The organism is Streptomyces sp. NPDC021225, assembly GCF_044332865.1.
In the GTDB taxonomy this organism is placed as follows: domain Bacteria; phylum Actinomycetota; class Actinomycetes; order Streptomycetales; family Streptomycetaceae; genus Streptomyces.
This window is the reverse complement of the sequence record NZ_JBIRPV010000001.1, coordinates 195,799-215,300: the sequence shown is the minus strand read 5'-3', so window position 1 is coordinate 215,300 and position 19,502 is coordinate 195,799. Positions and strand designations below refer to the sequence as shown.

Annotated in this window: 21 protein-coding genes and 1 tRNA gene; 10 read left to right on the top strand and 12 right to left on the bottom strand. The window is 71.0% G+C overall.

Annotation, left to right across the window (positions count from 1 at the left end; genetic code table 11):
- The first annotated feature begins 36 nt into the window (after positions 1-36).
- Complete coding sequence (locus ACH4S9_RS01040; RefSeq protein WP_398369007.1) at positions 37-1,149, top strand: ABC transporter substrate-binding protein; 1,113 nt, start codon at positions 37-39, stop codon at positions 1,147-1,149.
- On the top strand, positions 1,146-1,319 hold the full coding sequence (locus ACH4S9_RS01035; protein ID WP_385340438.1) for a DUF6058 family natural product biosynthesis protein: 174 nt from the start codon (positions 1,146-1,148) through the stop codon (positions 1,317-1,319). Before ACH4S9_RS01040 ends, ACH4S9_RS01035 begins: the two co-directional genes overlap by 4 nt.
- On the opposite strand, the gene ACH4S9_RS01030 is transcribed toward ACH4S9_RS01035, so the two are convergent.
- From ACH4S9_RS01030 to ACH4S9_RS01020, 3 genes are all read right to left on the bottom strand, one after another.
- Positions 1,309-1,599, bottom strand: a complete 291-nt coding sequence (locus ACH4S9_RS01030) for a hypothetical protein (RefSeq protein ID WP_398369005.1) — start codon at positions 1,597-1,599, stop codon at positions 1,309-1,311. The genes ACH4S9_RS01035 and ACH4S9_RS01030 overlap by 11 nt on opposite strands.
- A 184-nt stretch (positions 1,600-1,783) precedes the next feature.
- Entirely contained in the window at positions 1,784-2,050 is a 267-nt protein-coding gene (locus ACH4S9_RS01025) for a hypothetical protein (RefSeq protein WP_385340399.1), read from the bottom strand.
- 152 nt (positions 2,051-2,202) lie between these two features.
- Positions 2,203-2,523, bottom strand: a complete 321-nt coding sequence (locus ACH4S9_RS01020) for a hypothetical protein (protein ID WP_385340394.1) — start codon at positions 2,521-2,523, stop codon at positions 2,203-2,205.
- Positions 2,524-2,755: 232 nt separating this feature from the next.
- On the opposite strand from ACH4S9_RS01020, the gene ACH4S9_RS01015 reads away from it, so the two are divergent.
- The 5 genes from ACH4S9_RS01015 (at position 2,756) to ACH4S9_RS00995 (ending at position 7,127) form a co-directional block, all read left to right on the top strand.
- Entirely contained in the window at positions 2,756-3,595 is an 840-nt protein-coding gene (locus ACH4S9_RS01015) for a Scr1 family TA system antitoxin-like transcriptional regulator (RefSeq protein ID WP_385340392.1), read from the top strand.
- Positions 3,592-3,813: a DUF397 domain-containing protein gene (locus ACH4S9_RS01010; RefSeq protein ID WP_385340390.1), complete on the top strand. Its 222-nt coding sequence runs from the start codon at positions 3,592-3,594 to the stop codon at positions 3,811-3,813. The genes ACH4S9_RS01015 and ACH4S9_RS01010 overlap by 4 nt, the downstream gene beginning before the upstream one ends.
- Before the next feature lie 113 nt (positions 3,814-3,926).
- Positions 3,927-4,943 (top strand): zinc-binding dehydrogenase, encoded by a 1,017-nt coding sequence (locus ACH4S9_RS01005; protein ID WP_398369002.1) that lies wholly within the window; start codon positions 3,927-3,929, stop codon positions 4,941-4,943.
- A gap of 106 nt (positions 4,944-5,049) precedes the next feature.
- Positions 5,050-5,853, top strand: coding sequence for an LLM class F420-dependent oxidoreductase (locus tag ACH4S9_RS01000; RefSeq protein WP_358844624.1), 804 nt, complete (start codon positions 5,050-5,052; stop codon positions 5,851-5,853).
- Complete coding sequence (locus ACH4S9_RS00995; RefSeq protein WP_398368999.1) at positions 5,850-7,127, top strand: MFS transporter; 1,278 nt, start codon at positions 5,850-5,852, stop codon at positions 7,125-7,127. The genes ACH4S9_RS01000 and ACH4S9_RS00995 overlap by 4 nt, the downstream gene beginning before the upstream one ends.
- A 29-nt stretch (positions 7,128-7,156) precedes the next feature.
- Here ACH4S9_RS00995 and ACH4S9_RS00990 read toward each other — a convergent pair whose 3' ends face one another.
- The 6 genes from ACH4S9_RS00990 to ACH4S9_RS00965 all read right to left on the bottom strand — a co-directional run bounded on the left by ACH4S9_RS00990 (position 7,157) and on the right by ACH4S9_RS00965 (position 12,466).
- The gene (locus ACH4S9_RS00990) at positions 7,157-8,158 is read right to left on the bottom strand and encodes an ABC transporter substrate-binding protein (protein WP_311727266.1); all 1,002 of its coding nucleotides are present in this window, start codon (positions 8,156-8,158) and stop codon (positions 7,157-7,159) included.
- A gap of 79 nt (positions 8,159-8,237) precedes the next feature.
- Complete coding sequence (locus ACH4S9_RS00985; protein WP_311727467.1) at positions 8,238-8,798, bottom strand: ABC transporter permease subunit; 561 nt, start codon at positions 8,796-8,798, stop codon at positions 8,238-8,240.
- Between the two features lie 627 nt (positions 8,799-9,425).
- Positions 9,426-10,196, bottom strand: a complete 771-nt coding sequence (locus tag ACH4S9_RS00980; protein ID WP_311727267.1) for a DNA-binding response regulator — start codon at positions 10,194-10,196, stop codon at positions 9,426-9,428.
- Between the two features lie 56 nt (positions 10,197-10,252).
- Positions 10,253-11,065 (bottom strand): hypothetical protein, encoded by an 813-nt coding sequence (locus ACH4S9_RS00975; protein WP_311727268.1) that lies wholly within the window; start codon positions 11,063-11,065, stop codon positions 10,253-10,255.
- Positions 11,066-11,546: 481 nt separating this feature from the next.
- The gene (locus ACH4S9_RS00970) at positions 11,547-11,975 is read right to left on the bottom strand and encodes a hypothetical protein (RefSeq protein WP_358844620.1); all 429 of its coding nucleotides are present in this window, start codon (positions 11,973-11,975) and stop codon (positions 11,547-11,549) included.
- Between the two features lie 62 nt (positions 11,976-12,037).
- A complete protein-coding gene (locus ACH4S9_RS00965; protein WP_311727270.1) occupies positions 12,038-12,466 on the bottom strand; it encodes an ATP-binding protein in 429 nt (142 codons plus the stop codon).
- A gap of 152 nt (positions 12,467-12,618) precedes the next feature.
- Between ACH4S9_RS00965 and ACH4S9_RS00960 the strand changes: the two genes are divergently transcribed.
- Together ACH4S9_RS00960 and ACH4S9_RS00955 are read left to right on the top strand one after the other, a co-directional pair.
- On the top strand, positions 12,619-13,554 hold the full coding sequence (locus ACH4S9_RS00960; protein WP_311727271.1) for a helix-turn-helix transcriptional regulator: 936 nt from the start codon (positions 12,619-12,621) through the stop codon (positions 13,552-13,554).
- Positions 13,520-13,771 carry a DUF397 domain-containing protein gene (locus tag ACH4S9_RS00955; RefSeq protein WP_398368995.1) on the top strand — a complete coding sequence of 84 codons (252 nt, stop codon included), beginning with the start codon at positions 13,520-13,522 and terminating at the stop codon, positions 13,769-13,771. Before ACH4S9_RS00960 ends, ACH4S9_RS00955 begins: the two co-directional genes overlap by 35 nt.
- 72 nt (positions 13,772-13,843) lie before the next feature.
- Here the strand turns inward: ACH4S9_RS00955 and ACH4S9_RS00950 are convergent, their stop codons facing one another.
- Positions 13,844-14,437 (bottom strand): lytic polysaccharide monooxygenase, encoded by a 594-nt coding sequence (locus ACH4S9_RS00950; RefSeq protein ID WP_398368993.1) that lies wholly within the window; start codon positions 14,435-14,437, stop codon positions 13,844-13,846.
- Positions 14,438-14,620: 183 nt separating this feature from the next.
- Between ACH4S9_RS00950 and ACH4S9_RS00945 the strand changes: the two genes are divergently transcribed.
- A tRNA-Lys gene (locus tag ACH4S9_RS00945) sits at positions 14,621-14,694 on the top strand.
- On the opposite strand, the gene ACH4S9_RS00940 is transcribed toward ACH4S9_RS00945, so the two are convergent.
- Together ACH4S9_RS00940 and ACH4S9_RS00935 are read right to left on the bottom strand one after the other, a co-directional pair.
- Positions 14,656-16,110 carry a purine-cytosine permease family protein gene (locus ACH4S9_RS00940; RefSeq protein WP_398370474.1) on the bottom strand — a complete coding sequence of 485 codons (1,455 nt, stop codon included), beginning with the start codon at positions 16,108-16,110 and terminating at the stop codon, positions 14,656-14,658. The genes ACH4S9_RS00945 and ACH4S9_RS00940 overlap by 39 nt on opposite strands.
- Positions 16,107-19,283 (bottom strand): SpoIIE family protein phosphatase, encoded by a 3,177-nt coding sequence (locus tag ACH4S9_RS00935; RefSeq protein WP_398368991.1) that lies wholly within the window; start codon positions 19,281-19,283, stop codon positions 16,107-16,109. Before ACH4S9_RS00935 ends, ACH4S9_RS00940 begins: the two co-directional genes overlap by 4 nt.
- Positions 19,284-19,502: the final 219 nt, after the last annotated feature.

Genomic DNA, 19,502 nt, shown 5'->3' with positions numbered 1-19,502 from the left:
GCTGCTACCGAATCGTCGCTCAGGAGACGCCCACGCATGAACACGCCACCATCGCCACCTGGCTCGGAGCGGACCGACGGATCAGCCGTCCGGATCGGCGCTCTCGTTCCGCTGACCCGGCCCGGCTGGGTCGAGGCGGGCCGACACCTGCTCGCCGGCCTCGAGCTGTCCGTTCGCGAGGTCAATGACGCCGGCGGGATCGCCGGACGACCACTCGAGCTGGTGGTCCGGGACACCGCGGCCGATCCACAGAGGGCCGCGGCGGCCGTGGACGAACTGGCTCACCTCGGCGTGGCCGCGTTGGCGGGCGAGTATCACAGCGTCGTCGCTCGCGCCGCCGCCGCCAGGGCAGACGCCCTCGGCCTGCCGTTCCTCTGCTCGTCCGCGGTTCTCGACACGCTCACCGAACAGCCCACGGAATGGGTCGCACGCCTCGCCCCGGCGCAATCCCACGGCTGGCAGATCTACGCGGACTTCGTCCTCGGCGCGGGCCACAGCCGAATCGCCGTAGCAGCCGAGCCGAGCGTCTACTGGGCATCCGGGGCCCGCATTCTGCGGGACCACCTCGCTCCACGCGGCGGCACCCTCATCGAACTCGACATGCGCGCGCTCACCCCCGAGGCGGTGTGCGACGAACTCGTCGGCCATCGCGCGACAGCCCTCCTTCTTCTGGTCGGCCACCCGGAACCGGCCGTGCCGATCGTCAAGTCCGTCCGCCGCGACCAGCGCCTTGCCGAGATCTTGATCGGCGCTCCGGCCGGGCAACCGGAGTTCGCCGAATGGGCGCAGCTGCTGGGCGACGACGGAGCCGCGATCCCGTTCCTGCGCTACCTGCCCGAGCACCTCAGCCCACTCGGCGCACGGGTCGAGACGGCCCTCCGCGAGCGGCTGGCCGAAGCGCCCTCCTTCGTCGCCTTCGAGGGCTACGACACGGTCGCCGTCCTCACCGATGTGCTGCGCTCCCACGGCACGGACCGGGCGCGCATCGCGGAATCCTGGCCGCGCGTCGCAGTCGAAGGCACGCGCGGGCAGATCCGGTTCTCCCGCACGCCAGGCATCAACGTCTGGCAATGGGCTTGGGCGCCAGTCCAGGTGGTTGACCGAGATCCGGCGGAACCCGATCGCTTTCGGATCCTCCACATCGGCTGAGTACGTCGGAGGCGATCAGCGCGGCGTATCCCGTTTCAAACGAGCCGGATGCCGGTTCAGCGCCGTGGTCTGAGCGGCTGCACTCACTGATCGACGAACTCGATGCGCTGGAACCGGCGTTCACCACGTACGACCGTCTCCGGTTCGACAGCCTGGTCGCTACGGCGTGAATCGGATGGTTACGTGCGCCCAGCCGTCCGGGCTCACGTACTGCCATGCGCCGACTTCGTCCGCGGACAGCATGGCCTCGGAGTACAGGGCCCCGACCAGGAGTTTCCAGGGCTCGGCTCGCTCGCCGGATTCCTCGTGCGACCGGTCCCGTATCGACTCGTCGGCGGCCTTGAATACGGTCGTGCGGAGGTCCACGTACCGTGGCGTGTGTGCAGTACCTGTGGTGACCCCGATTTCGCTGATGAACGTCCATTCGGCGTGCCAGGGTCCATGTGGCATGGGTTGATCGTCCGCTCTGGCGAGGTGTTCGGTGAGTTCTGTCTGCGCGGGCCCCGAGTTTGCGGTGAGTATCGGACAGCGACACGCCATGGCGTCGGCGTGTCGCTGTCCGATACTCACCGCAAATTCAGCCGCCGAGCCCGCGCCCCTGCCGGGGTGTTTCCGTGGGGGACGGAAACGGTGGTCACCCGGCAGAGGGCGGCGTCCGCGCGGAGGCGATGCCTCGTTGACGCTGGGCGTGCAGCCGGGCGATGGCGCGTAGCTGCCGCCGTTCGTACGTGGTGGCGGGGCGTACGGATGCCTGGGGCGAGCGCCAGGTGAGGCCGGTTGGGCGGGTGAGGCATACGAACGGCCCGACGAAGTCGGTGATGGTCGCGGGCATGTCGTAATGCCGGTCGTAGACCACCATGCCGACCGCGAGGCTGGGCTGAATGCCGGTCCTCTTCGTCACTTCGGCCCCCGCCCCAGATGCTGGGCAATCTGTTCACTCAGGGCGGTGGACTGCTGCCACAGTTCTTCAAGAGTGGGGCGATCGTCGCCGCCCTGCCCCTGCGGTCCGTCGTCCTGCCCCTGCTGCGGTGGGGGCGTTGCCGGAGTGGTCATCTACGCCACCACCCTCACGCCATGGATGACGCGCGGGCCGATGTCGATTCCGTGCACAGCCAGCCATAGCGTCCGCCGCAGCCGACGCGCAGCGCGCTCCTCGCGTTGCGCGTGCGCGAGGACGTACGGCCGGACCATGGCGGGAGCGGGGTCGTCCGGCAGCTCGGAGAGGACGGGCTGTGCGGGTACGTGGGGCACTCGGGCCGGACGCGGCAGCGTCGGCGTGTGCTGGTGCGGCGCGGCGCGGTGACGGCCCGACGGCGGCAGCAGTAGACGTAGCAGCGCTTCGAAGATCCACGCGATAGCCTCTGACACGCTCATCAACCTCCCAGGGGTTGTGGGCCACGCCCCCGGGCCGCGGTGCATGCGGTTGCGGGGGTCTTGCGTGTGGCCGGTGGTGTGGCGACTGACTGCCCCGGATGCGCACCGGGCGTAGTCCATCGGTCACCAAGAGAACACGACGTCCCATAGACTTGGGGGACTTCAGCGCCGGGTCCAAAGTCTGCTGCGCGCGGTACCCCCGGTCGTGACTCCGTAACGGGAGGTCAGAGTGGTGGACGAGACCACCCCGTCCGAAGACTTCAGTCAGCCGCCCAACGCTCTTCAGCGCTTCGGAGCGGATGTGAGGCGCGTACGCCTCGGACGCAAACTCACGCAGAAGCAGTTAGGTAAAGCGACGGGCTACTCGGAGGCCTACGTCAGCACTGTGGAGTCGGGGAAGCAGATGCCCAGCGAGAAGTTCGCGAGAGGCTGCGACCTGGCGTTCGGAACAAACGGGCTGTTCGCTGGGCTGCTGAAGCGGATTGACGAGGGGGACCACCCCTTGTGGTTCGTCCCGTACCTCAACTTGGAGCAGAAGGCCTCGCGGATACTGGACTACTCCGCGAACCTCGTGATGGGCATCCTCCAGACCGAGGACTACGCGCGGGCCATCTTCCGTGCATCCCACCCTCGGGAGAAAGCGGAGGTGATTGAGGGCAGGGTTGCCGCACGACTGCGGCGTCGCGAGGTGTTCGAACGGGAAACTCCGCCGCTCCTGTGGGTCATCCTTCATGAGGCATGCTTGCGAACGGTCGTAGGTGACGCCAAAGTCATGGCGCGGCAGCTTGAGTACTTGCTGACGGCAGTCGCGTCACAGCAGGTAGACCTCCAGGTCATGCCGTTCTCGGCAGGAGCCCCTGCCACGAACGCCATGATGCCGTTCACGTTGCTGATGTTCGCTGACTCACCCACCGTGCTTTACTCGGACGGGCCGCAAGGAGGCAGGCTGTACGACTCGGCCAGGACGGTTGAGGCGGCCTTGGATAACTACGATCGGCTGAGGGCACATGCGTTGTCCCCGGGCGAATCGCTAGCCCTTATCAGGACCCTGTTGAAGGAGCACGGATCATGAGCGCTGACCTCGATTTCACCGTCGCCGAGTGGGTCAAGTCCTCCTACAGCGGGGGCGATGGGGGGCAGTGCGTGGAGTTCTCCCCCACCTTCGCCACGTCCGGTGTGATACCGGTCCGGGACTCCAAGGCCCCGAACGGTCCGGCACTCGTCTTCCCGGCGGACGGCTGGACGGCGTTCGTCACCGCCATACGGTGCGGGGAGTTCCCCGCCACCTGATCCGCCCGACAACTCCCTTCCGACGCACACGGCTTGTGATCTTTTCCTTGCCTCGGTCCCCGGCCCAGGCATAGCCTCCGGGCACAACGACCGTAATTCGGAAGGCAGTTCCCATGCGTACAGCTGTCATCACCGCGCCAGAACAGGTGGAAATCAGAGAGATACCTGTACCGGACGTGGGCGACTCCGAGGTGCTCGTACGCATCGCCGCGTGCGGGGTGTGCACCATGGAGGCCAACCTGTACGCCGGACGCATGACCGTCTACCCCGCCGCCGCCGGCCATGAGATCGCCGGGTGGGTCGAGAAGGTGGGCGACAAGGCCACCGGGCTCGACGACATGCCGGCCGTCGGCGACCTCGTCACCATCGACGGGCTCCCGCGCTGTGGCACCTGCCGCAGCTGCCGGGCCGGCCAGTCCGCCATCTGCGTCGCCCTCCAGGGCCACAAGCGCGAGGACGGCGCGATCACCATGGGCGCGGGGCTCGCGGACTACATCAAGGTGGACGCCTCGCGGGTGTGGTCCGTGGGCGACACCGACCCGGCCGTCGCCGCCATGGGCGAGCCGCTCGCCTGCGTGGTCCACTCGCTGCGCCGCGGCTCCTTTGGGGCCGGTGACCGGGTCACCGTGATCGGCGCCGGCTACATGGGCCATCTGCACCTCGCCGTGACCAAGGCGCTTCAGGCGCGCAGCGTGGCCGTGGTGGAGCGGGACGAGCAGCGCCTGGCCGCCATCGCGGCGGCCGGCGCGGACGCGGCCGTCACCCCCGACGACCTCGGCGAACTGCCCGCCGCCGACGTGGTGTTCGTGACCATCGCCTCCAAGGACGCCATCGCCGCCGCGCTGGCCGCGGTCGGCGACGGCGGCCGCATCGTGCTCTTCGGCGGCTCCCCCGGCGGGCCGCCCGCCGAGCTGCCCGGCTACGAGGTGCACCGCCGCCAGCTGACGGTCACCGGCTCCTTCAGCCATGAGCCGGAGGACTGGCGCGCGGCGGCGGAGCTGTTGCGCGGGGGCGCGCTGACGGGGCGGCTGGAGACGCTGGTCACGGCGCGGTATGCGCTGGACGAGGTCGAGAAGGCGCTGAAGCAGGCCGCGGAGACGCCGGTTTACCGGGTCGTCGTGACCCCGTAGCCCTGCGGACGGCTCTGGGGCTCCGCCCCAGACCCCGCTCCTCAATCGCCGGAGGGGCTGGATTTGGGGGCGCGGGGAGCAAAACCCACTTACCGAGAGGAACACCGTGCCGCAGAGAACCCTGCGCGTGGGCGTGCAGCTGCACCCCCAGCACACCGAGCTCGACCAACTCCGCACCGCCTGGCGCGAGGCCGACGCCCTCGGCGTCGACTCGATCTGGACCTGGGACCACTTCCTGCCGCACCACGGCGACCCGGCCGGCAACCACTTCGAGTGCTGGTCGCTGCTGTCCGCGATGGCCGTCGAGACCAGCCGGGCCACCATCGGCCCCCTCGTCAGCTGCACCGCGTTCCGCAATCCGCATGTGCTCGCCGACATGGCCCGCACCGTGGACCAGCTCAGCGGGGGGCGGCTGGTCCTGGGGCTCGGCGCGGGGTGGTTCGAGGCGGAGCACACGGAGTACGGCATCCCGTTCCCGGGGCCGGCCGAGCGCATGGACGCGTTCGCCGCCTCCCTCACGGCCGTCAAAGAGCGGCTGGGGAAGCTCAACCCCGGGCCCGCCGGGCCGCTTCCGCTGCTGATCGGCGGCGCCGGGCGGCGGCGCACGCTGGAGCTGGTGGCGCGCGAGGCCGACTGGTGGAACTGGTACGGCTGGGCCTCCGAGGACCCGGTCGCCGATTTCCGCGAGCTGAACGGCGTGCTGGACCAGTGGTGCGAGCGGGTCGGCCGCGACCCGGGCGAGGTGGCCCGTACGGTCATGGTCAACCCGGACCAGCTGCCGCTCGTGGAGGGCTTCGCCGAGGCCGGAGCGGTCCATGTGGTGCTGTCCCTGGCCGCGCCGTACGACCTGCGCCAGGTGGAGGAGCTGCTCAAGGTGCGCGAGGCGCTGGGCGCCGGGCGGGCTTCTTGACGGCAGACGCCGCGCCGCCCCGCGAGTCCCTGGGGCGGCGCTTTCGCCTGCTCATGGGCTGTCTGCTGCTGTCCACCCTCGGCAACGGCCTCTGCTTCCCGTTCACGGCCATCTACATCAGCGAGCTACTGGGGCTGGGCTCCCGTGCCGCGGGCGGCTACTTCATCGCGATGGCGGCGGCCAGCTTCGCGGCCGCGCTGCTCGGCGGGCCGCTCGCGGACCGGGCGGGGCCGCACCGGGTGGGGGCGCTGGGCGCCGCTGCGCTGGCGGTCGGGTACGGGATGCTGGCGCCGGTCGACGCGGTGGTTCCGGTGCTGATCTCGGGCGCGTGCGTCGGGGTGGGCTTCGGCCTGTTCTACGCCTCGATCGTCGGCGTCGTGGACGCCGCGGTCCCGGAGAGCGGGCGCCGTACCGCGTTCTCCGTCCGGCACATCGTGAACAACGTGGGGATCGGGGCGGGCTCGGTCGTCGCCGGGCTGGTGCTGCATGGGGCGCAGGCCCCGGTCGGGACGCTGCGCTGGCTGTATGTGGCCAACGCGGCGGCCGCGGTGCCGCTGATGGTGGCGATCTGGGCGCTGCGGCCGCGGGAGTCCGCCCAGGTACGGGAAGAGAAGAGCGAGCCGGGCGGCGGGCCGACCTACCGCACGCTGCTGCGCGGCCGCCCGATGGCGCTGCTGGTGCTGGCCCAGGCGCTGTTCGCGATCGTCGGCTTCACGCAGATCGAGGCCACGGTGCCACTGCTGCTGCACGACCACATGGGCGTCACGCTGGGGTGGGTGTCCGCGGTGGTGGCGGCGAACTCGTTCGCGCTGGTGGCGCTCCAGCCGCTGCTGCGACGCCGACTGGAGCGGCTGCCGGAGACGGTCGCGCTGGCCGCCGGTCCGGTGCTGTGGGCGGCGGCGTTCGGCTGCGGTCTCGGCGCGGTGCTCGCCGGGGACTCGGCCTCGTCCGTGGTGCGGTACGGACTGCTGCTGGCCTTCGCGGTGGTGTTCGCGGCGGGCGAGCTGATGTATTCCTCGGCGTTCTATCCGCTGTTGCTGCGCTGGTCCGGGGAGGCGGCGGTCGGCCGGGCGAGCGCGCTGGCGTCGCTGGCGTGGAACCTCGGCACGGCCTCCGGGCCGCCGATCGGGCTGTTGGTGATCGCGCACACCTCCGCGACGGGCAGCTGGGTCGCGCTCGCGGGCGGCGCGGCGGCGGCGTTCGCGGTGGCGGGCGCACTGCACCACCGGGCGACGGACCACCGGGCGACGGACCACCGGGCGGCGGGCGGGTGAGCTCCCGCCGCCCGGCCGGGTGTGGCTGACTACGCCTTGGGCAGATAGTCGTTGGAGTACGCCTCTTCAGGGGTGACCGTCTTCTCCAGCAGCCCCTGCTCGTACATGAAGTCCGCCATGCGGCTCCAGCTCTGCGGGTCGTTGGCACCCAGGTCGCCCGCGTCGTTCTGCATCATGGGCGTGGTGGCCTTGAGCACCGCGAGCGCGTTCTTGTGCCGCTTGGAGTCTCCCAGCCCGGGCACGTACTTCTCGCTGAGCTTGACGGTCTCCTCGGGGTTGTCGATGGCGTACCGCAGACCCCGCAGAGATGCCTCGACGAACTTCTTCATGTCGTCGCCGCGCTTGTCCAGCGTCTTTTTCTCGACGCCGATTCCCACCCCGACCAGCGGGTCGCCCTCCGCACCCCCGTCGAGCGTCAGGGCGCGGACCTCCTTGCCGGCCTCCTGGAAGGCGATGGCGTCATTGTTGAGGTAACCCATCACACCCTCGACCTTTTTGCCGGTCAGCGCCGCCTGCTGGGTGAAGCCGATGTTCTTCACGTCGGCGTCCTTGACAGAGAGGCCGCCCTCTTTCAGCAGGGCCAGCAGACCGAAATAGGTCTCGCCATAGGGACCGGGGGTGCCGATCGTACGGCCCTTCAGGTCCGTGGGCTTCTTGATGTCGGATTCCTTGGGGACGATCAGGCCCACGGGGTATTTCTGATAAAAGGTGGCGATGTCCACGATGGGGAGATTCTTGGAGCGGGCCTGGAGCATCTCGTCCCCGCCCGCGTAGACCACGTCTTCCTTGCCCGACTTCAGGGCTCCGAAAAGATCTTCCGCGGCACCGTGGTGACGCAGGGTGACATTCAGCCCGGCGTCCTTGTAGTACCCCTTCTCGGCCGCCACATAGAACGGGGCGAACTGGATGTTGGGCGTGTAGGTCAGCCCGACCGTGATGCTCTCTCCGACCTTGTCCCCCGCGTCCTTCGGCTTCTCGGCGCACGAGGTCAGGGTGGCCAGCGCCACCACCGACGCGAGAGCCGCCCCCATGACCCGGTGTCTCGGGGTGTGCCTCGTGGACGTCCTAACCAAACGCACGTACTTCTCCTCAATGAGTGGAAGATGTCGGTCAGCGCTGTACGAGCCGCTCGACCAGGCGAATCACGCCATAGAAGACTGCGGCGAGAAGTGCGAGCATGACGAGCGTCGAGAACAGCCCAATGGTGTCGGCCTCCTGCCGCTGGACCGACAGGAGCTGTCCCAGCCCCTCGCCGCCCATGACGAACTCGCCGACCACCGCACCGGTGATGGACAGGGTGAAGCCGTTGCGCACCCCCGTGAGGATGCTGGGCAGCGCGAGCGGCAGCTCGATGTACCAGAGCATCCCCCACCAGCCCACGCCGTCCACGCGCGCGGCCCCCATCACATCGGGGTCCAGCGAACGCAGGCCCAGTACGGTGTTCACCAGGATGGGGAAGAAGACCAGCAGCGCGCACAGCATGGCGAAGGGCAGCAGCCCGTAGCCGAACCACAGCGCGAACAGCGGGGCCAGGGCCACCGCGGGCACCGCCTGCGACGCGGCCAGATACGGCTGGAGCGCCGAGGCCGCGAGGTCACTGCGCGCGATGAGGTAGCCGAGCGGCAGGGCCACCCCGAGCCCCATGCCGCAGCCCGCCAGCGCCTCCCGCACCGTCTGCTCGGTGTACTTGGGCAGATCGCCGTGCAGCAACTCGTCGACGAAATGTTTCGCCAGGTCGTACGGCGCCGGGAGGTAGAACGTGTCCACGGCGCCGACGCGGATGGCGAGATCCCACACGATGAGCAGGGCCGCCCCGAATACGAGCGGCGGGAGCACCCCGCGGAACAGGGATCCCGCCGCGTTCCCGCGAACTCGGCGGCCATGCGCCCCTCGGGCGCTTTGACTTCCGCGACCCCTGTGCGATGCCTTTCCGCTGTTCTTGCCGCTGTTCTTGCCGGACTTTCGTACCTGTCCGGGACGGGGTGAATGCGGCGGGGCCGTCCCCGGTCCGCCATCGGCGCCCGCCGTGGCGGTCGCACCCCTTCCGCGCCCTTGCGTCATCCCCAAATCCCCTTGTATTACCGGCTGTTGCCAGATCTCCCGGCACGCCCGCGTGCAACCTATCGCCAGCCCGCTCCGGATCACAATGCGGTTGGGAAAAAGGAAATCGCTCCGTCATGAAAAAGAGCTTGACGGCGATCTTAGCCGGGCTCTTGACGGCGATCTTGACAGGGATGTTCCCGGGACTCTCCCGCAGGTTCTTCCCACCGGTTGTCACCGGTTGTCCACGCCGGTTCTTCACGCACCGCCGGAGAATCGGTCGAGGATGCCGAGCTCGGAGGCGCGCACACCGGCCTGAAAACGGGAGTTCACCTCGAGCAACTCCAGGATTCCGGTGACGTACCGGCGGTAGGTGCGCACCGAGATCGCCAGCTCGCGGGCCGCGGCCTCGTCCGTGACCCCGTCCCCCAGCCGCCGCAGCACCCGCCGCACCATCTCGGTGCGGGCTCGGTTGCCGAAGTCGAGGGGGCGGACGGCGGGCGCGGCGGTGCGCCAGATGTTGCCGAACATGCCGTGCAGCGCGGCGACGACGGCGGGGTCCTGGACGAGCGAGGCCTGCCGCCCGTCGGCCGAGTCCGTGCACACCAGGGCGGTCCGGCCGTCGGCGATCACGGCCGTGGGCAGCGCGACCGCCGCGATCCGGATCTGCGCGGGGCGCGCCCCGAGGCCGCCGCCCGGCCCGAGCGCGGGGCCGGGCTCGGCCAGGGGCCGGGTGCGCAGCACCCGTACGTCGACCGTGTCGCCGAGGCCCGAGACCAGGGCGTGCAGGGCCGCGTGGTCGGCGGCCAGCCGGGGGCTCGGCTCCGGAAAGGCGGCGTCGACGCTGCGCACGGCCTGGCCGGCGACCTCCTCGGCGGCGGCGAGAAAGGCGGCGTCCGCCACCCCCACCTCGGCGAACTGCGCGCTCCGGGACTGCCGGGCCCGGTGTTCGTGGACGGTGGACTCCAGGAGGGTACGCACCTCCCGCAGGGTGCGGTCGAGGACGTCCTCGCTGATCCGCTCCGTCATCGCTTGGTCATGCCTTCGTCATCCCGCCTCGCGACATGGTCAGGTCTCGAGTGCTCTCAGGGGTGGCCCGGCAGCAGCCCGGCCTCCACGGCCCGCACCCCCGCCTGGAACCGGGAGTGCGCGCCCAGCTCGCGCATGATCTCGGCCACGTACCGGCGGTAGGTACGCAGCGACACCTTGAGGTCGCGCGCCGCCACCTCGTCGGTGAGGCCGGCCCGCAGACACTCCAGGATCAGCAGCGCGGAGTCGGTGCACAGCCGTCCGGCCGGGCGCGGGGGCTCGGTGAGCGCCACGGCGTTCCCCCAGGCCCCGGCGAACATCAGATCCAGGGTCTGCACCGTGGCCGGGTCCTCCACGAGCGAGACCCCCGGCCCCGCCCGCTCCGGCTCCCGCCCCGCCCCGCGGTGCGGCTCGGGCTCCGGCCGTACGTAGCCGATCCGGCCGTCGACGAGCAGGGCCTCGGGTAACCCGCCGTCGGTCGTCCGCGCCTCGCAGCGCGGGTCGGTGCGCGCCAGCGCGCGGATTCGCGGGCCGGCCAGGGCGCGCGGCAGACACAGCAGCCGGACGGCGACGCCCTCACGGCCGGGGACGGGCGGACGGGCGAGCGCCGAGCAGACGGCCTCCTCCTGCTCCGGGTCTCCGGACAGGACGACGGCCACGGTCCGCTCGGCTCCGGCGATGAGCCGGACGGCCGCCTCGGCGACCGAAGGACCGCCGGGCCCGGCCCGCACCCACGACTGGCGGGCCAGATCCTGGCGGTGCCGGGACACCGCGGTCTCGATCAGGTCGTGCGCCGCCAGCAGCGCCCGCTCCACATGGTCGGAGCCCGCGGCGCCGGCCGCCCCGTGCTCGGGTGACGGCTCGGGCATCCTCGCAAGACCAACCATGACTTCCCCTGCTGGGCGAAGGTGACCTATTTATCGAATTTCGGGCCTGGTTCGAGAATTTCTGGTCGTGCAGTTGCTCGTGCCACTCCCGCCTCGCGTTCTTCTTGTTGCGCCACGCAGGCAGGAGCAATTGCCATGCAATTTCGCCGACGACACTAATTCGCACACAGCGACGACGTCAACGCAACGGGTTAGGTAAAGAGTTGGCAAATGACGGCGTGTCAGATCCTAGCGCATCGCATCGCGCGTGGAACGACACGCCGTCTGTCAGGAAGTTGCAGGCATCCCCGGCGCACGGCCACCGACCCGACACCGAGCGCATCCACGGGACCACACTGGGCGAGCGGCGGCGCGAGCCGCTGTCCGGTTGCTGCCAGCCGCCCGCCGGATGCCTGCTACCCCCGTCCGGGGGGTGAGACGCCGCCGGGCGCCGGGGGCCGACGCGTCGCGCCGCGTCCCGTCGCTACGAGCCGAAGCTGATGGGGCCGTGGAAATCCCGGCCCTGAATAACGGGCCCGGTGATACGGGCATCGCCCAAGACGGAATTGTGGACGGCGCCGGCCTCTCCGGACGGCGTTCCGTACCGGCTCATCCAGGCCGCCAGATCGCGGCTCAACTCCGGGTCCTGACGGGCCCGTTCGACCAGCAGCTCGGCCAGCCGGCGCAGTTGCTCCGGGTCGTCGTACGGAATCGTGACGGGCTCGCCGTCACCCGCCGGGTCCGCGCCCGGGTCGCCCGCGGGATCCGCCCCCGGGTCGGCCGCACCCCGCCGCAGCACCCTGCGGGACAGCGCGCTCAGCCCCTCCAGCGCCCGCCGGCCGGCCTCGCCGCCGGCCCCGGACACCACCGCGTTGACCGCCGCGATCAGCGCTCCCGCCGTCAGCGGATCCATCGGCCCCTCCCCGGTTCACGCGCCGCCATCGTCATCCACACAGCACGCTACCGAACGGCGGCTCACGGACCGACGGATTCCGCACGAAGCGTGAACCAGACCGTCTTTCCCGTGGTGTTGAGGTCCGTGCCCCATTCGTCGGCCGTCTTGCTCAGCAGGAACATCCCGCGCCCGCTCTCGGACAGGAAGTCGGGCTCCTTGACCACCGGCAGCGAGGACTCGGTGTCGCTGACGGCGGCCCATATTCCGTACGGGCGGTTCTCCAGGGTGAGCACGCAGTCGGGCGAGGCGGCGTGCTTATGGACGTTGGACAGCAGCTCGGTGACGCACATGGCCGCCGGGGTGATCAACTCCTCGCGGCCCCACTGGCGCAGCCGCGCGCCCACGACGCGGCGCACGTCCGCGAGCGTCTGCGGATGGACGCGCAGACGTAGCTCGTATCTCTCCCAGCCACCGCTGGGAGGTGCCCCCTGCGGGGTGTTCTCTGCCATGTCGTCCAGGGCCCTCCAGAGCACGGCGCGCTGCCGTGTCGCACAGGCGATCCTGTCCCATGTCCGTGCTACTCGCAATGTTTCGACCCACTCACGCAAGACTGGCATATGCCGCCTGGTCGTCGTAGTTGGCGATACGTCAGACTGGCGGTATGTCCTACCACCCAGTGCCCACCGTGCGGCGCAGGCGGCTGGGGTCCACTCTGCGGAAGCTGCGCACCGAAGCGGGGATGACGTTGGACGCGGCCGCCGAGGCGTTGAACGCGGCCCAGAGGGGGCGCGCGGACGCCCGCCGCTGGAGCGCCCCCAAGCTGTCGCGGATAGAGAACGCGAACGCGACGATCCGCGCCACCGAGGTCGCCACCCTGCTCGAGGCCTACGCGATCAGCGACGCCGAGGTGCGCGCGGCGCTGGAGAGGCTGGCCAAGGACGCCGGGAAGCGCGGCTGGTGGCAGACCTACCGCGGCGTGGTCGCCCCCGCGTACGCCGACTACATCTCGCTGGAGAGCGACGCCGAACGCGTCCGCGACTACGCCCCGCTGGTCGTCCCCGGCCTGCTCCAGACGCCCGACTACGCGCGGGAGACGATCGCCGCCAACGCGGTCGCCCGCACCGAGGCGGAGGTCGCCGCGCTCGCCGAGGTGCGGCTGGCCCGCCAGGCGGTGCTGACGCGCCCGCGCGCTCCGCTGCTGCTGTGGGCCGTGATCCACGAGGCGGCCCTGCACCGGCGGTTCGCCGGCCGCCCGGCCATCATGACCGAGCAGTTGCGGCGGCTGCGGGACGTGGCGGACTGGCCCACGGTCACGCTCCAGGTGATGCCGATCGACGCCGCGCCCAACCCGGGGGACGCGGGCGCCTTCACGCTCGTGGGGTTCCCCGGTCCGATGCCGGACGTGGTCACCCAGGAGAACCTGCGCGGCCCCGTGTACGTCGAAGGAGTCGACGACGTCAATGTCTTCGCCGACGCCTTCGGCCACATCGTCGACAGCGCGCTGTCGCCGGATGAGACGAAGGCCCTCCTCGACGGTCTCGTAGGAAAGAGGGCCCCACACCATGAACATCCCCGAGTTACCCGAGAACCCGCATGACGCGGCCCCGAGCCCGTATCCGCCCGCCGGCGCGGCCCGCCCGCGCTGGCGCAAGTCCTCGCACTCCGTGGGCGAGGGCCAGTGTGTCGAGGTCGCCGCGTGGGACGGCCTGGTCCGGCTGCGTGAGAGCGACGACCCGGGCGCGGTCCTCGGCACCGCCCCGGCCGTCTGGGCCGCGTTCGTACGCGGCGTGAAGGCGGGCCGGTACGACGTGTGAGACGGCGCGGGGCCCGACCCGAAGGCGGACGCTGACGGGCCGGGCCCCGCGGTGTTCAGACCCGTGGGCTCATCAGAACTGCACGTCCGAGCACGCGTAGAAGGCGTTGGAGGTGTCGGCGACGGTCCACACGGCGAGGATCAGGTGCCTGCCGGTCTTCCCGCTCGGGATGGTGCCCGCGTGGGAGAGCGTGGACGGCGGCCGCTGGCCGTTGTACGGGACGGTCAGGAACGGCGCGGAATCCAGGCTCGCGCGGGTGAGCTTCTGGCCGGGGTTCCAGCCGTTCTTGGTGATGTAGTACTTGAAGTCCGTCGTGGCGTGCGAGGCGGTGAAGCGCCAGGTGAAGGTGTAGCTCTGCCCGGCGGTGAGCTTGGTCGTCGGCCACTGGCCGCCACGCGGGTCGTCCAGCTGGGAGAACCTGCTGTTGCCGCCCGCGCAGATCGTGCCGTCGGCCGGACCGCCCGACGGGAAGCCCTTGGGGCCCTCGACGCTCTGCGGCTCGTACTGGATGTCGCCGCAGTTGGTGACGGTGCCGTTGGCACACAGCTTCTGGCGGCTGATGGGCGAGTCGGTGTAGGCGTGGCCGGCGGCGCTGCCGCCGGTGGTGAGGACGGAGATCGCCGCGAGCCCGATGCCGATCACAGCGGCGCTGATCTTCTTGCGCATGCTTCGCTCCTGAAGACGTGGGGAGTGCTTCGGCGAGCCGAGTGCATTGCGGTCTAGACCAAGTCGCAGAGTAGCGGCGAATTCTTAGTCATGTCCATACCAAGTCAGGGACATGTCCATACCAATGGAGCGCGCCCGGTCCGGAGCACCCCGCCAGGTCAGGTAGGATTCAATCGTCAGCAGGCGCCGCTAGCTCAGTTGGTTAGAGCAGCTGACTCTTAATCAGCGGGTCCGGGGTTCGAGTCCCTGGCGGCGCACCTTGGCTTAAGCCACTGACCAGGGGCTTCTCGGTTATCCGAGGGGCCCCTGTCGCATGTCCACAGCGGCGGCAGCCGGTGGAGGGCCAGATAGAGCACCGCGGCCACGGCCGCCGCCACGAACATGCTCAGATCGCCCCAGCCGGGGTGCGCCGCCGCGAGCGGGCCGGTGTACAGCCGCGAACTCCAGAACGGCACGGCCGCCAGCACCCCGCCGGCCCAGGCCACGATCCCCCACTCCAGCACCCGGCCGCGGTCGTACAGCTCACCGACCCGACGGCTGTCGGACCCGCCGCCGCGCAGGTAGTGGAGTATCAGGACGGTGACAAAGGGTGCGATGAAGTACGTAGTGAGATTGAGGAACGAGACGAACTTCGCCTCCGTACCGGCCGCGCCCCACAGCACGACCCCGTACGTCAGCAGGCTGACGCAGACCACCGCACCGACCCGGGACACCGGTACGCGCAGCGTCTGGAGGGAAAGCGCGCTGCCGTAGATGTTCAGGAAGTTCTGCGCGAAGGCCGACACCGCGATCGCGATCAGCGCGGGGGCGGCGAACGGCCCGGCCAGCCGGTGCAGTGCCACGATCGGGTCCGCGCCGTGGGCCCCGCTGCCCACCAGGACCCCCACCGTGCCGAGCCAGGAGATGGTGACGAAGTTGCCGAGCCCGGTGTACCAGGCCGCCCGCCGGGCGATCTCCGGGGTGTCCGGCAGATAGCGCGAGTAGTCCGAGGCGAACGGCGCCCAGGCCACCAGAAAGGCCAGGAACCAGCCCGCGAAGGTGATCCAGCCTCCGGCGCCGAGGGATCCGCCCGGGTGCCGGGCGGGATGCGCCGCGCCGCCGCCGCGCACCAGGGCCACCACGGTGATCAGCACGAACAGCGGGGTGAGGACATAGGCCAGCACCCGCTGAAGGCTGTTGATCATGTTGTAGCCGTAGACGCAGACCGCCGCCTGAAGCGCCAGGAGCGCCAGCGCGCACAGCCAGAACGGCACTCCGGTCAGCTCGGCGAAGGCCTTGCCCCCCAGGATCGCGGTGACGGCCGCCCAGCCGATCCCGGCGAACACGTTCACATAGGCCACGGGCAGGAAGTTGCCGTAGTAGCCGAGCGGTCCGCGGGCCTGGACCTGCTGGGGCACCCCGAGCCGCACCCCCATCCGGCTCATCATGGCGACCAGCGCAGATCCGACGAGGGCGCCCAGCAGGATGGCGACGATCGCGGCGCCGAGGCTCAGCCCGAAGCCGGTGGCGGCGAAGCCGAGGACCACGATGGGGAAGTTGAGCCCGGCGGCGAACCAGACGAAGAACTGCGACCGGGGCGTGCCGTGCCGCTCGTGGTCGGGGATATGGCCGGTGCCGAAGGGCTCGACCTTGGCGATCGCGTCCCCGTACACCGGCGCGGCCGGTGCGGTCATCCCAGCGCTCCCGTCTCCTGGGCCGCGGATTCCCGGATTCGGGGTTCCTCCCGGGCCCGGGGGCGGGCGGCCGGTATGGCCTGTTCCGTCCAGATGGACTTGCCGTGGGCGGTGTAGCGGGTGCCCCAGCGCTGGGAGAGCGCCGCCACGAGCTGGAGCCCCCGCCCGCCCTCGTCGGTGTCGGCGGCCCGGCGGATCCGGGGCACGGTGGCGCTGCCGTCCGAGACCTCGCAGACCAGCGCCCGGCCCCGGAGCAGCCGCAGCTGGACCGGCCCCTTCGCATGCCGGACGACATTCCCCACCAGCTCGCTGGCCAGCAGCTCGGTGGTCATGACCAGCTCGTCGAGGCCCCAGGCCGCCAGTTGCTCCCGGACGTACTCGCGTGCGTGGCCGGCGGCCACCGGGTTCGCTGGCAGCGGCCAGACGGCGACGTCCTCGGCGGGCAGCCGGTGGAGGCGGGCGATGAGCAGGGCCGTGTCGTCGGCGGTCAGCTGCTGGGCGGGCAGCATGGCGCTGATCAGGACGTCGCAGAGGCGGTCGAGACGCTCGCGGTCCGCGATGGGGTCCGGTGGCGGCCCCGCCGGACCCTCGTCCGTGTGCGGGGTATGCGCCGTGTGCGGGCCGTCGGCCGGGAGACCGGCGAGCCTCCGCCCGAGGCCGCAGGTCAGCACCTGGGAGCACTCGGCGATGCCCCGCTCGATGTCGCGGGCGGCGGACTCCACCAGCCCGTCGGTGTACAGCACCATCAGGCTGTCGCCGGGCAGCCGCAACTCGACGGTGGAGAACGGGGGCTCGGCGGCGCCCAGGGGCGGGTCGGGCGACAGGTCCAGGCTGTCCACCGACCCGTCCGGACGCACGATGAACGGCGGGGGGTGGCCGGCGCGCGCGAGCGAGCACACGCCGGTGACCGGGTCGTACACGGCGTACAGGCAGGTGGCGTAGGAGTCGTCGCCCAGGTCGCTCACGATGTCGTTCAGATGGGCGAGGACCTCCTCGGGGGGCAGTTCGAGGTCGGCGAGCGTGTGCACGGCGGTGCGCAGCCGGCCCATCGTGGCCGCCTCGGTCAGCCCGTGCCCCATCACATCGCCGATGACCAGGGCCACCCGCTCCGCGGACAGCGGGATGACGTCGTACCAGTCGCCGCCCACGTCGGTGCCGCTGCTGGCGGGCAGATAGCGGACGGCGGCGGTGAAGGCAGCGGACGGGGGCAGGGCCCGGGGCAGCAGCCCGCGCTGGAGCGCCTGGGCGCGGGCGTGCTCGGCGTCGTAGAGCCGCGCGCGGGCCAGGGCCTGGGCGACCATGCCGCTGAGCGCGGTGAGCAGGGTGCGCTCGTCCCCGCTGAGGTGGCGGGGCCAGTCGAAGGAGACCGTGCAGCAGCCGATAGGAGTGCCCGAGACGATCAGCGGCAGCATGGCCCATGCGTTCTTGTGCGCGATCGCGGGGTTCCCGGCAAGGTCGGGGAAGAGCTCTGCGTACTCGTCGGCCGAGGAGATGAAGCGTGGAACGCGCGAGCTGATCAGGTCAGTGACCGGACGGTAGCCGTTCAGCACCGGAACCCCGTCGAGGATGTGGAGGAAGTTCTGCGAATAGCCGACCGATCCGACCACCTGGAGCCGGTCGCCCTCGATCGCCTGGATCAACAGGCCCGAGGCGCCGAACGGCGGCAGGATGTGCGCGGCCACGACATCGACGACATCGCGCGTGGTTACCGCCTCGGCGAGGGCGCTCGTCAGCTCGCTGATCCGCGCCGCCTGCTCGGCGGCGGCGCGCTCGGCGGCCTCACGCCGCGCGGCGCGGGTCCGCCGGTCGGTGACGTCGGTGAGATAGGCCGTCAGCCCGTCGGGGACCGGGACCAGCCGGATGTGGTACCAGCGCTCGTCGGTGGGCCACTGGATGTCGAAACCCGCCGGCCTGCCGTCGGCGGCGGCCTGGCGGCAGCGGCCCTCCAGGCCGGGGACGGTGCCCGCGGGGCCGTCCCAGAGCAGCCGGCCGAGTACGTCCCCGGCGGGGCCGACCAGGCGCTCGGCCTCGACGTTGAGGAAGGTGATCCGCCACTCCCGGTTCACGGCCAGGAACCCGTCGCTCATGTACTGGAGCGCCCGGCCGACCGACTCCCGCGCGATCCGGCTCTCCGTGGTGTCCCAGACCCTGCCGATCATGCGGATGGGTTCGCCGTTCTCGTCGAGCTCCAGATGGGCGCGGCTGTGGACCCAGCCGGTGGTTCCGTCGGGGCGGCAGACCCGGTACTCGGCCTCGTAGATGCCGCGGGTCCGCAGCGACTCCTCGGTGGCGGCCATCACGCGCGGCACGTCCTCGGGGTGGACCAGGTCGATCCAGCTCTCGATCCGGTGCTCGTAGTCGTCGGGTATCCCGAGGAGGGTGAGCCCCGCCTGGTCCCAGACCATGTCGCCGGTGCGTATGCCCCACTCCCAGGAGCCGATCTTGACCGCTTCCAGGGCCAGCCGGAGGTCGGATCCGCCCGGCTGCTCCCGCCCCTGTTCCTGCCACCAGGGGTAGCGCTCGGTGTCCAGCGGGGAGGAACGGGCGAGGCGCTCCGCCGCCCAGGCGGCCACCGCCGCGAGGAAGCTCCGCTGTGCGGCGGTCGGCTCGCGGGGGCCGGTGAGCACGGACAGCGCCCCCAGCGGTGCCCCGGGGCCGGACAGCGGGACCGAGGCGACCATGGTGTCCGGGGGCAACCGCCCTCGCGAGAGGCGGACTGCGGCCCCGGGCTCGTCTGACGTGGGCGCATCGCAAGCGGCGGCGTCGGGGACGGGGGGCTCGGGGACGGGGGCGCCGGGGGCCGTAGCGGGCATCCAGACGAACCCGCCGTCCCGCACCGCGCGGACCGGGGCGAGCGAGGCGTCGTCCTCGCGGATCTCCTCCCACTCCCGGAAAGCGGGCCGGGGCAGCCCGGTGGCGAGCACCAGGCGCAGCGCACAGCTCCCCGCCGGCCCGCAGGACCAGTGCACCACTCCCGCCAGGCCGCCGAGCTCCGCCACCGCCTGGTCCAGGGCGTGCTGCACCACCTCGCGGTCCGTGAGCCCCGCGTCGACCGCCGAGAGCAGCGCGAGCCGCTCCTCGCTCCAGGTCCGGGGGCGATCCGTCGCCTTCGCCGCGTGCCACTCCTCCATCGAGACCTCACCCGGTGGCGAGGAGACCGGCTCCCGCACCACCCCGACAGCCGACGGGGGCCCGCGGTGACTGCGCCACGCGAGTCCCCTGGGGAGAACGTAAATGCCCTACTTATGCCAGTAGCGGCATGTATGGCCCATTCCAACACGCTCGGGCGACTTACGGAAGCGCCCCCAGATGGGACGGCCCTGCAAGGGCGCTCGCCGCGGTCCACCCGGCCGCGCGCCCCGCTAAGCTGATCGGATCGGAGGTGGCTGTGG

Excerpts from the sequence above, each read along its gene's own strand:
- ACH4S9_RS00960 (WP_311727271.1), top strand. The coding sequence starts at position 12,619 with ATGTCCTACCACCCAGTGCCCACCGTGCGGCGCAGGCGGCTGGGGTCC.
- ACH4S9_RS00990 (WP_311727266.1), bottom strand. The coding sequence starts at position 8,158 with ATGGGGGCGGCTCTCGCGTCGGTGGTGGCGCTGGCCACCCTGACCTCG.
- ACH4S9_RS00980 (WP_311727267.1), bottom strand. The coding sequence starts at position 10,196 with ATGACGGAGCGGATCAGCGAGGACGTCCTCGACCGCACCCTGCGGGAG.
- ACH4S9_RS01030 (WP_398369005.1), bottom strand. The coding sequence starts at position 1,599 with ATGCCACATGGACCCTGGCACGCCGAATGGACGTTCATCAGCGAAATC.
- ACH4S9_RS01005 (WP_398369002.1), top strand. The coding sequence starts at position 3,927 with ATGCGTACAGCTGTCATCACCGCGCCAGAACAGGTGGAAATCAGAGAG.
- ACH4S9_RS01020 (WP_385340394.1), bottom strand. The coding sequence starts at position 2,523 with ATGAGCGTGTCAGAGGCTATCGCGTGGATCTTCGAAGCGCTGCTACGT.
- ACH4S9_RS00965 (WP_311727270.1), bottom strand. The coding sequence starts at position 12,466 with ATGGCAGAGAACACCCCGCAGGGGGCACCTCCCAGCGGTGGCTGGGAG.
- ACH4S9_RS00940 (WP_398370474.1), bottom strand. The coding sequence starts at position 16,110 with ATGACCGCACCGGCCGCGCCGGTGTACGGGGACGCGATCGCCAAGGTC.
- ACH4S9_RS00975 (WP_311727268.1), bottom strand. The coding sequence starts at position 11,065 with ATGCCCGAGCCGTCACCCGAGCACGGGGCGGCCGGCGCCGCGGGCTCC.
- ACH4S9_RS00955 (WP_398368995.1), top strand. The coding sequence starts at position 13,520 with ATGAACATCCCCGAGTTACCCGAGAACCCGCATGACGCGGCCCCGAGC.
- ACH4S9_RS01040 (WP_398369007.1), top strand. The coding sequence starts at position 37 with ATGAACACGCCACCATCGCCACCTGGCTCGGAGCGGACCGACGGATCA.
- ACH4S9_RS01010 (WP_385340390.1), top strand. The coding sequence starts at position 3,592 with ATGAGCGCTGACCTCGATTTCACCGTCGCCGAGTGGGTCAAGTCCTCC.
- ACH4S9_RS00950 (WP_398368993.1), bottom strand. The coding sequence starts at position 14,437 with ATGCGCAAGAAGATCAGCGCCGCTGTGATCGGCATCGGGCTCGCGGCG.
- ACH4S9_RS00970 (WP_358844620.1), bottom strand. The coding sequence starts at position 11,975 with ATGGATCCGCTGACGGCGGGAGCGCTGATCGCGGCGGTCAACGCGGTG.